The organism is Mesorhizobium sp. M5C.F.Ca.IN.020.32.2.1 (genome assembly GCF_004023105.1).
Lineage (GTDB): Bacteria > Pseudomonadota > Alphaproteobacteria > Rhizobiales > Rhizobiaceae > Mesorhizobium > Mesorhizobium wenxiniae.
On record NZ_RZSX01001104.1, the window covers coordinates 1 to 1,772 of the forward strand.

General features: G+C 64.7%; 1 protein-coding gene. It reads left to right on the forward strand.

The window, feature by feature from the left end:
• Positions 1–1,732 (forward strand): sensor histidine kinase (locus EOA86_RS33315; RefSeq protein WP_164892266.1); only part of this gene is annotated, 1,732 nt, incomplete at its 5' end.
• Between the last annotated feature and the right edge of the window lie 40 nt (positions 1,733–1,772).

The following is a 1,772-nucleotide window of genomic DNA, read 5'->3' on the forward strand; positions in this document are numbered from 1 at the left end:
CCTTTATGGCCGCACCACGGAGGTTGGGGCACTGGCGGCGCAAGGCCGCACCGACGCCAATCTGAAAGTCGCGCTGCTGCGCGCCGTGCTGGAGAGCCCGCGCGCCCTGCCCCTGCTTTTGTCGGAGGACCAGCAGGTGCGCGACGCGCTGGCACAGAAAAGTGCTGCTGCGGTCGATGTGCTGAACCGCAAGCTTGAAGGGCTGGTCTCCGGCACCAAGGCTTCGGTGCTCTATGTCATCGGCACCGACGGGCTGGCGATCGCCTCCAGCAACTGGCGCGAGCCGATCAGCTTCGTCGGCAACGACTACCGATTTCGCGATTATTTCTCCGGCGCGATGCGGGCCGGAACTGCCGAATATTTCGCGCTCGGCAATGTCAGCAAACGCCCCGGTCTCTACATCTCGCGCCGCGTCGGCGATGATGCCGCACCGCTCGGCGTCGTTGTCGTCAAGGCGGAGTTCGACCAGCTCGAGGCCGACTGGCACGAGGCGAACCGCCCGGCCTATGTCAGCGACGAGAATGGCGTCGTCCTGATCACCAGCGTGCCGTCCTGGCGCTTCATGACGACCGGGCCGCTTGCCGGGCCTGATCTTGCCGCCATTCAGAACAGCCAGCAGTTCGGCGACGCACCGCTGATGCCATTGCCGATCACGCGCCCGCAGGCGCTCAGCCCGGACGTGTCGATCATCAATGCGGTGACGCCCGGCGGCAACGACGCGGAATATCTCAGGCTTTCTACGCCGGTCCCTTCGACTCCGTGGCGGCTCGACTATCTCGTCCCGGCCGAAGCGCCGATCGCCGCCGCGGTCCGTGAAATGCGGCTCCTTGCACTCGGTGTCATTGTCCCGTTGCTCGGCCTTGCTGCGTATCTGTTGTGGCGGCGGCAGTCGGGGCAAATGCGGATCGCCGCCGAACAGGCGGCGCGCACCGAGCTCGAACGTCGCGTGATCGAACGGACCGAGGATCTGAGCCGCGCCCGCGATCGGCTGCAGGCGGAGATATCAGACCATCGCAGCACGGAAGCCAAGCTGCAGGTGGTGCAGCAGGATCTGGTCCAGGCCAACCGCCTCGCCATCCTCGGCCAGGTCGCCGCCGGCGTCGCCCACGAGATCAACCAGCCGGTCGCCACTATACGCGCCTATGCCGACAACGCCCGCGTCTTCCTCGACCGCAAGCAGACTTCGCCGGTCGAGGAAAATCTCGGCGCCATCGCAGCACTTACCGAACGCATCGGCACCATTACCGAAGAATTGAAGGCCTTTGCCCGCAAGGGTCGCACCGCCGCCGAGCCTGTCGAATTGCGCGGCGTCATCGAAGGCGCCGTGGTGCTGTTGAGAAGCCGCTTTGCCGGCCGGCTCGACGCACTGGCCATCGACCTGCCGCCGCCTTCCCTCAAGGTCATGGGCAACCGTGTCCGGCTCGAACAGGTGCTGATCAACCTCTTCCAGAACGCGCTCGAAGCGTTGGAAGGCCGTGACGACGCTCATGTGCGGGTTTCGGTCGACGAGACGGCGGACGGTGTGACGGTCGGCGTGTTCGACAACGGACCGGGCATTCCGCCCGCAATCCTTAGATCGCTGTTCACGCCGTTCAACACCTCAAAGGAAAAAGGCCTCGGCCTTGGCCTCGTCATCTCGAAGGATATCGTCGCCGATTATGGCGGACGCATCGAGGTTTCGAGCGACCATCGCGGCACCCGCTTCACCATCCATCTTGCAAAAGCAGTGTAATGGCAAAGGCAGCATGACCAATGACGACGCAGCGCCGGTG